Below are 9,332 nucleotides of genomic sequence, written 5' to 3'. Positions count from 1 at the left end.
CCAACTTTTGTCCCTGATCCCAAATTATGAAAGGAATCAAAATTATACAGATTTTGGTAAATGGATAAATAACCTTCCGCTCAAAAACAATAATACAGCTGTTTATTCTTTTGATGGTCAAAAAAAATCTAATCCAAATATATATGTAGGAGTTTTAGATTTAGAACAACCCAAAAAAAATGTACAGTTTAATGCAAATGCGATGATGAGTTTGCGTTTAGAGTATTTCTTCCGTTCGAAAAAATACAATGAAATAGATAAATTGTCTAAAATTTCTACAAAGCCAATTCCTTACACTGACTATGTAAAAGGAGATTATTCTCATACGAAATACATGCAATATTTGATCTATTATTTAGAAAATACAAATTCAAATACAATTGCTGAATTATTAAAACCAATCTCTATCAAAGAGATTCAAATTGGCGATGTATTTTTTCAAAAGGGAAATATAAAAAGTCATGCTGTAATGGTAATTGATTTAGCGAAAGATAAAAATGGGAATAATATATTCATTTTGGCTCAAAGTTATTATCCAAGTCAAGACATTCATATTCTTTCTAATCCAAGCAACGATTTAATCTCACCATGGTATATTGCAAAAGAAGGCATACTTCTTACACCTGAGTGGAGATTTTTGTCTTCGGACTTGATGCGTTTTAAATAACATTTTACTTTTTCAATCCTTACATTTTACTTAAATTTGTTGTTCAAAACCTCAAAGTAAACAACAATACAGTAAATAATCGATAATGCAAAGAGTATATTTAGACAATGCAGCAACCACAGCAATTCGTCCAGAAGTAGTTGACGAAATGGCAAATGTGATGAAAAATGTTTTCGGAAATCCATCTTCTACCCACGTTTTTGGTAGAGAAGCCAAGGCTCTTATAGAAATGGCTCGAAAGAACATTGCCCAGCGTTTGAATGTTTCTCCTGCCGAAATTTATTTTACTTCTTGTGGGACAGAATCTAACAATACGATTATACGTTCTTGTGTAAATGATTTAGATGTTACACGTATCATTACTTCGGATATGGAGCACAAATGTGTACAAGAAAGTATCAAAGATTTAGAATATCGTGGAAAAGTTGAAGTAATCCGCATCAATATTCAGAAAAATGGAGACATTGATTATGCTCAATTAGAGGAATTGGTTAAAGATCAATCTAAAAAAACATTGGTTTCTTTGATGCATGCCAACAACGAAATTGGAAATTTAACAGATGTTAAACGTATTTCGCAATTGTGTCAAGAAAATAATACATTGTTCCACACAGATACGGTACAAACAGTTGGTCATTACGATTTAGATTTCCAAGATTTGGGAATGGATTTCGCTTCTTGTTCAGCGCACAAAATTCATGGACCAAAAGGTGCTGGATTTTTATATGCAAAAAAAGCTTCGCATTTAAAAGCCTTGATTGCTGGAGGAGGACAAGAAAGAGGAATGCGTTCTGGTACCGAAAATGTGTATGGAATTGTTGGGCTTTCGAAAGCTTTTGATTTAGCAATTGATGAGTTAGAAGCTCATGTTAATCACATCAAAGAAATTAAACAATATACAATCGATCAATTAAAATCAGCTATTCCAGAAGTTTCTTTCAATGGATTATCAGATGATTTAGACAAAAGTTTGTATGCATTATTAAGCATCAAATTACCATTCCATGATAGCTTAATCGGATTCGAATTAGAATTAGCTGGTATCGCTGTTTCACAAGGAAGTGCTTGCAGTTCTGGTGCAGCAAAAGTTTCATTAGTTATGCAAACATTGTACACAGAAGAAGAAATTGATCAAATGACGCCTTTACGTGTATCTTTTTCATACGAAACAACTAAAGAAGATATTGATGTCTTAGTTGGAACATTGAAAAAAATCGCTGAAAAACATCAATTACAAAACGCTTAATGACTGATTTCAATCAACTTGATATTCTGATTTTAATTGCGTTAGCTTTTGGTTTTATCAACGGATTTTTCAAAGGTTTTATTTCTCAATTAATTGGGTTAGTCGGTTTTTTTGTAGCAATTTGGTTAAGTTTTAAATTTTATCAAATCATCGAAGTTTATGTCGATTCTTACAACATTGTTGCAGATAGCTTAACTTCTTTGGTTGCGTTAGTTATTACATTTGCAATTGCTTTTTTCACAATAAAATTAGCGTCAAGTTTAACACAAAAAACAGTAGAAGCAGTTGGTTTAGGAATCATTAATCGATTTGGAGGAGCGGCTTTAGGATTAATAATCTCTTTACTTTTAACATCAAGTATTTTGTATTATATCGATCCGATTTTAGAACTAGGATTTAAAGAAACAAAAGACGAAAGCCAGATTTTACCAATTTTGAACGAAAGTTCTCAAATCATCAAAAATTCTATCTTCGAAACAAAAGATAATTTAAGGACAGAATCCCAAGATTCTATTCATTTATAATCATACAAAGACAGCTTTTTTCAAGCTGTCTTTTTTCTTAACATTAATTTTATAAAAGGCACAAAAATTATCTAAAGAGATCAAAACAATTAATTTAAGATCAAAAAACGATTCTTAGAAGTCGTTTTTTTATGATTTTATTTTTAATAACGACATATTGTGTCGTATAAAATCGTTCCTTTGTTTAAATTTTAAGATTATGAACAGCGCAATCATACTTTCATCCATCCTTTTTTTTATCATTGGAGCCGTTATCAGTTTTTTATATTCAAAATCGAAAGCAAATTCAGCCATAATTGGAAATGAAATAAAACACCAAGAACTTCAGAAACAATATGATTCGCTAAAAAATGAATTTATCGAAATAAAAGATGATGCAAATTTCAATTTGGATCAATGGCAAAAAGAGCGCGAAAAAAATACAGAATTAACGGTTCGCCATCAAGAAGCAATGAAAGCTGTGGAGGAGCAAAAATCGTTTATGCTCGAAACCAATGAACGATTAAAAGAGCAATTTGAAGCACTTTCAGCTCAAGTTTTGAAAAGTAATAACGAACAATTTCTTGATTTAGCGAAAACAACATTGGATAAACATTTTTCTAATTCTCAAAACGATTTAGAAAAACGTCAACAAGCGATTGATTCGTTAATCAAACCATTAAATGAAAGCTTGAATAAATTTGACGGAAAAATATCCGAAATAGAAAAAGCTCGAGAAGGCGCTTATTCAGAAATTAAAGTTTTCTTAGATTCAATGCGTGGTACAACTGATAAATTGCAAAAAGAAACCAATACATTAGTTTCTGCTCTTAAAACTTCACACACAAGAGGAAAATACGGAGAAATTGGTTTGCGACGTGTGGTTGAATTTGCTGGAATGTCGTCTTTTTGTGATTTTGAAGAACAAACTTCTGTTCAATCAGAAAATGGTTTGCTTCGCCCAGATTTAATCGTTAATCTTCCTGGAAATCGAAAAGTAATTGTAGATTCTAAAGTTCCGTTAAACCAATATATGCTTGCGTTCGAAACGGAAGATGAAAATTTGAGAAAACATCATTTGCAAATGCACGCGAAAGCTGTACGCGAACATTTAAAGAATTTGAGTTCTAAGGCTTATTGGAATCAATACACAGAAGCACCCGATTATGTGGTGATGTATCTGCAAATTGAAAGTTCTTTTGGTGCTGCGTTAGAATTGGAGCGAACTTTGATAGAAGATGCACTAAACAATAGAATAATTATTGCAACACCAACTACTTTGATTACAATGCTTCGCACAATTGCGTTTAGCTGGCAACAATTAAATGTTGCGGAAAATATATATCAAATGCGAGATGCTGGAATAGAGTTATACAATCGTGTGAATGTTTTAATACAACATTTAGCTACGGTTGGTCATAATCTAAACCAAGCAACCCAAAGTTACAATAAAGCTATAGGTTCGCTAGAAAATCGATTTATTCCGCAGGTTAAAAAGCTGAAAGAAATCGGTGGAACTTTGATGGAAAAAGAAATTTCGGAAACTAAGCCAATTGATACAATGATTCGTTCAATAAATAACTTGGATATTCAATAATCATTCTATATTTGTACAACTTTTAGAGAGAATGAAAACAAGCCTATTTACCTTGATTTTACTATACTCTCCTGCCATTTTTGCGCAGGTGAATTTTGAAGAAAAATCTGTACAGGTAAAACCAAATTTAGAATTAAACAAAATATATAACTACTCATTTACAGATCGTAACTTTTCGATTTCTGTAAATGATACGGTTTCTAAAGTCATCAACCAATCAAATAAATCGATGGAATTGGTTGACAAGAATGATTTTGCCAATAAGTATACATTTGTAAATGGTAAAAATCAATCCAATGATCCTGATGAATTTTACCGCGATTTTATCAATAATTCTGAAGGAATAGAATACGAATTCACAACAAATCCTTCTGGAGAATTTTTAGAATTATTAAATGTTCCTCAGATTGAAGAAAAATTGCTTAAAATAACAGATAAACTTGGCAAACAGCGCAAAAAATCTGATGATTATAAGGCAAATATTGCGTACATTGAGGAAATGGTCAAATCGAAAACATATGTTCCGTATGTTTTTGAGCAAGAAATTCATGTTTTCAATTATTTTAATGGACAATATTTTCGTTTAGGCGAAACCTATGAAGGAAAATCAGTACAGGAAAATATTTTTGGATTTCCTATTTCTTCGACAACAAATACTTATCTAAAAAACATCAACAAAGAAAAAGGTACGTATACAATTGCTTCTGACCAAAATTTGAGCAAAGATGATTTTGAAAAATTATGGGAAGAAATGGCGTATTATATGTTGAATGATGCTAAACTGAATTTGTCTCAAGAACAAGTAAAAAAAGAAATCAAAAAATATTCGGAAACAGTTGAATTAAAAGTGAAATATGAAAATACGTACGATTTGAATTCAATTTTAATCAAATCTGAATATTTATTTAGCTTAAATATTGGTTCTAAGAAAACAGTTAATCAATTAAGTATAAAACTTTTAAATGACTAAATTTTATTTTTTAACGAATTTCAAACTTCATTTTAGATAATTTGCTCTATTTTTGAATTAGTTTGATTACTTATAAATGAAAATTAATTTTACATATTATCTGTTTTTTCTATTTTTTTCGATAAAAATATTTGCCCAAGATCCTATTCAAGATACAATTTCACCGGTTGTTGAAAATGATACTATTTTTAATGCACCTCAGGAAACGATTATTTTCCCGAAAACATATTGGAATATTGGAAACGAAAAACGATATAATGTAACAACAAGTGAAGTGAAATTGGAAGATGATACGATTTCGCATCAAGAACAATACACTTATAACGTTATTATTCAGGTTGAAAATGTCTATCAAAATGAAACCATTGTAAAGTGGAATTTTAGAAATGTACAATTCAATTCAAAATCATTTTTAAATAATCCTTTTTCGTTAGTTAATAATGTTTCGATTTCCTTTAAAATAGATCAAGACGGACGATTTTTAGGTTATACAGATTTAGATAAAACGATTAAACAATTGGTTTTATCTTCAGAAGATTTAGAGAATAAATATTTGGATAATCCTACTGCGATTGCGTTAATCAAAAAGAATCTTCAACAATATTCTACAGAAGAAAATATTGTTAAATTATTTGACAAAGACATTCGTCAATTCCATCATTTTTATGGAAAAAGTAATTTTACTTTAAAAAGTGAGCCTTTTGTTTATAAGTCGTACTTGGACAATTTATTCAGCACTTCTCCTACTCCAGCGACAACAGAATTGAAATTGAATGAGATTGGAGTTTCGCAAACCAATTACATTATGTCAAGTTTTCAGGAAGCCGATAAAGATTGGTTGGCCAATTCTTGGTATACTTATCTAAAAGAATTAGCAACAAAATTAGGAACAGAACAACCATCTGAAAATAGATTGAAAGACGATATCAAATATTATGTAAAAACAACTTCTCGTATCAAAGATAATGGATGGATTTCGTATAGTATCGAAACCAAAAAGGTGAAATTTCAAGATACGGATTACACGTTAGAGCGTCGTTTTGAGTTAGTAGACTAAAACTCGCATCAATACTGATAATTCTTACATTATTAAATCATAAAAACTTCGTGAATCAAGATTATTTTTCATAATTTTGCATTCATTTTATATAAATTATATTCACTATGCAATTGTCTGAACAAGAAATTATTCGTAGAGAAAAACTACAACAATTAAGAGACTTAGGCGTTGAGCCTTACCCTGCCGAAGAATTCGTGGTAACTTCTAATTCTAAAGAAATTAAGGAAAAGTACGAAGAAGGAAAGGTTGTCAAGCTTGCCGGACGATTGATGAGTGTTCGTGTAATGGGGAAAGCTTCTTTCGCTGAGTTACAAGATAGCGAAGGTCGTGTACAGGTTTATATCTCGAGAGATGATATTTCTTCGTCTGAAGAAGGAATTGAGTACAATACAATTTTCAAGAAATTGATGGATATCGGAGATTTTATTGGAATTGAAGGATATGAATTCAAAACTAAAGTGGGTGAAATTTCTGTTCACGTAACAAAATTAACGTTGTTATCAAAAACTTTACGTCCATTACCAATTGTAAAAACTGACGACGAAGGTCATGTATTTGATGCTTTTACAGATCCAGAATTGCGTTACCGTATGCGTTACGTAGACATGGTTGTAAATCCTCACGTAAAAGAAATTTTCTTAAAACGTACACGTTTATTCAACGCAATGCGTAATTTCTTCAACGATCGTGGATACATGGAAGTAGAAACTCCTGTTTTACAATCGATTCCTGGAGGTGCAGCAGCTCGTCCGTTTATTACACATCATAATGCATTAGATATTCCATTATATTTAAGAATCGCGAACGAATTATACTTAAAAAGATTAATCGTTGGTGGTTTTGATGGAGTTTACGAATTTTCTAAAAACTTCCGTAACGAAGGAATGGATCGTACACATAATCCAGAATTTACAGCAATGGAAATTTATGTTGCTTACAAAGATTACAACTGGATGATGGATTTCACAGAACGATTATTAGAACATTGTGCAATCGCTGTTAATGGAACTTCTGAAGCAACTTTTGGAGAACATAAAATTGATTTCAAAGCGCCTTACAAACGTGTAACAATGCGTCAATCGATTATTGATTTCACAGGATTTGATATCGATGGAAAATCTGAAGCAGAATTATTTGAAGCTGCTAAAGGAATGGGAATCGAGGTTGATGAGACGATGGGTAAAGGAAAATTAATCGATGAAATTTTTGGTGAAAAATGTGAAGGAAACTACATTCAACCAACTTTCATTACAGATTATCCAAAAGAAATGTCTCCATTGACTAAAAAACACCGTGATAATCCGGAATTAACTGAGCGTTTCGAATTAATGGTTTGTGGAAAAGAAATTGCTAACGCATATTCGGAGTTAAATGACCCTATCGATCAACGTGAGCGTTTTGAAGCACAAATGGCTTTAGCTGATAGAGGTGACGACGAAGCTATGTTCATCGACCAAGATTTCTTACGTGCTTTAGAGTACGGAATGCCTCCAACATCAGGTTTAGGAATCGGAATGGACCGTTTGATTATGTTCTTAACAAATAATCCATCTATTCAAGAAGTTTTATTCTTCCCTCAAATGCGTCCAGAAAAAGCTGCACCAGCTTACGAATTGACAGAAGAAGAAACTCAAATTATTGAAATTTTAAAAGCTAACGAAAACATTGATTTGAATGAATTAAAATCCAAAGCTGCTTTAAGCGGTAAAAAATGGGACAAATCAATGAAAAATTTAGCAAAATATAACTTGACTAAAGTAACTGTAGACGGCGATGCCAAAACAGTTCTATATTTAGGAGAGTAAATTATTACCCTTTCATCTATATTTTTAAAAGCTCAACTTCGGTTGGGCTTTTTTTGTACGACCAATTCTTTTTAATTCATATATTTATGATAATGAATGGTTATAAGTACAAATACAACGGTAAAGAACTACAAGAAGAATTAAACTTAAACCTTTACGACTACGGCGCTCGAAACTACGACCCTGCAATTGGACGTTGGTTCAACATTGACCCATTAGCTGAAAAATCAAGACGTTTTTCTCCTTATACTTATGCTCTTAATAATCCTGTTTTCTTCATAGACCCTGATGGGATGGAAGCAACTGATTGGGTAAGAAAAGGAAACAAATGGTCTTGGGTGGATGGTATAACATCTAAACAACAAGCTATAGATAAAGGGTATTCAGACTATTCTGATGGAAAAACGAATAATACTTTTACTAGCGTTAGAGATTCTACCGTTACCCTAGGCGAAAATGGTTCATGGACAGAAACTTCAAATAATAACTCAGATTCAGAAAAAACAAATTCAAATAATGAAGGTTCTTCTTCTAATTTAGATAGTATTGTTAATTCTGATGAAGCTAGTGCTGTCGGAATTACAGGTTCGGTAATAAGTGAAGCATCAAAAAATTTAGAAAAAGTTGTTGATGCTCGTGCAGGAGTATTTTTAACTGATAATAAAACATTTATTGAAAAAGGAAGCCTTCGTCAACTAAATAGTTCTACTTTTAAAGGAATTAAAACTTTAAGTAAAGGAGTTTCCCTTTTAGGATATGCTATGACTGTTACAACAGTAATTAATGATATTGATAAAGGTAATTATTATACTGTTGGAACGAGAACAGCTATAAATGCAGGAATAATTGGAGTTAGTGCTGTATGTGCCCCTTGTGGTTTTGCTCTCTCGATTGGAGAAGCTACTTTAGGAAATCACATATATGACTATGTAGAAAATAATTTTGATAAAAAATGATAGTATTTGACTTTGTAGCCTACAAGGTTTATAAAATGGCTAAAAATGGTAAACAATATAAAGGAGCAGAATATTTATTTACAGCTTTTGCCTTAGGAGTTCCTATAACTCTATTTTTAACAATAATGATTAATTCTATAGAGAAAAAATATAACTCAAATTTTATTAGTTATATAGCTAGCTATGGTAAAATACCATATTTTCTATTATTTACATTACCTGTAATCACTCTGGTTTATATATATCTTAAACAAAGATTACACTCTGTAGAATATAAAATTAATAGCTCTAAAACTCTAAAAATATTGGACAAAATCCCTAATTTTTTAGTTTTTATTATTTTTTGGATAATAATATTTATAATATCCATTATTATAAAAGAATTTATTGGGTAGGGGTAGGAGGTTAGTTTATCAGAGGTACTGCTCTAAATGTGTTGCTACCACACAACGTATAATTCACAATAACACAAAAGGCAAACGTTTGTTTGCCTTTTGTTATTTTATCAGTGTTGTATTCAAAAGCAAA

9 protein-coding genes are annotated in these 9,332 nt (G+C 31.2%); all 9 read left to right on the top strand.

What is annotated here, in order from left to right:
• Positions 1 to 667 (top strand): DUF4846 domain-containing protein (locus tag B4G36_RS11095; protein ID WP_291064058.1); only part of this gene is annotated, 667 nt, incomplete at its 5' end.
• Between the two features lie 85 nt (positions 668 to 752).
• Positions 753 to 1,913, top strand: a complete 1,161-nt coding sequence (locus tag B4G36_RS11090) for a cysteine desulfurase family protein (RefSeq protein WP_221854591.1) — start codon at positions 753 to 755, stop codon at positions 1,911 to 1,913.
• A complete protein-coding gene (locus tag B4G36_RS11085) occupies positions 1,913 to 2,437 on the top strand; it encodes a CvpA family protein (protein WP_114999807.1) in 525 nt (174 codons plus the stop codon). The genes B4G36_RS11090 and B4G36_RS11085 overlap by 1 nt, the downstream gene beginning before the upstream one ends.
• A gap of 199 nt (positions 2,438 to 2,636) precedes the next feature.
• Positions 2,637 to 4,013: a DNA recombination protein RmuC gene (rmuC, locus tag B4G36_RS11080; protein ID WP_286496433.1), complete on the top strand. Its 1,377-nt coding sequence runs from the start codon at positions 2,637 to 2,639 to the stop codon at positions 4,011 to 4,013.
• 31 nt (positions 4,014 to 4,044) lie between these two features.
• Complete coding sequence (locus tag B4G36_RS11075) at positions 4,045 to 4,983, top strand: hypothetical protein (RefSeq protein ID WP_291064057.1); 939 nt, start codon at positions 4,045 to 4,047, stop codon at positions 4,981 to 4,983.
• Positions 4,984 to 5,059: 76 nt separating this feature from the next.
• Positions 5,060 to 6,040 carry a hypothetical protein gene (locus tag B4G36_RS11070; RefSeq protein WP_291064056.1) on the top strand — a complete coding sequence of 327 codons (981 nt, stop codon included), beginning with the start codon at positions 5,060 to 5,062 and terminating at the stop codon, positions 6,038 to 6,040.
• 107 nt (positions 6,041 to 6,147) lie between these two features.
• Positions 6,148 to 7,848 (top strand): lysine--tRNA ligase, encoded by a 1,701-nt coding sequence (gene lysS, locus B4G36_RS11065; RefSeq protein WP_291064055.1) that lies wholly within the window; start codon positions 6,148 to 6,150, stop codon positions 7,846 to 7,848.
• A gap of 92 nt (positions 7,849 to 7,940) precedes the next feature.
• Positions 7,941 to 8,804, top strand: a complete 864-nt coding sequence (locus B4G36_RS14035; protein WP_409410945.1) for an RHS repeat-associated core domain-containing protein — start codon at positions 7,941 to 7,943, stop codon at positions 8,802 to 8,804.
• Positions 8,801 to 9,199: a hypothetical protein gene (locus B4G36_RS11055; protein ID WP_291064054.1), complete on the top strand. Its 399-nt coding sequence runs from the start codon at positions 8,801 to 8,803 to the stop codon at positions 9,197 to 9,199. Before B4G36_RS14035 ends, B4G36_RS11055 begins: the two co-directional genes overlap by 4 nt.
• Positions 9,200 to 9,332: the final 133 nt, after the last annotated feature.

Source organism: Empedobacter sp. UBA3239, assembly GCF_002362875.1.
Taxonomy (GTDB): Bacteria; Bacteroidota; Bacteroidia; order Flavobacteriales; family Weeksellaceae; genus Empedobacter; species Empedobacter falsenii_B.
The sequence above is the reverse complement of the archived record's forward strand: the minus strand, read 5'-3'. Positions and strand labels throughout refer to the sequence as shown.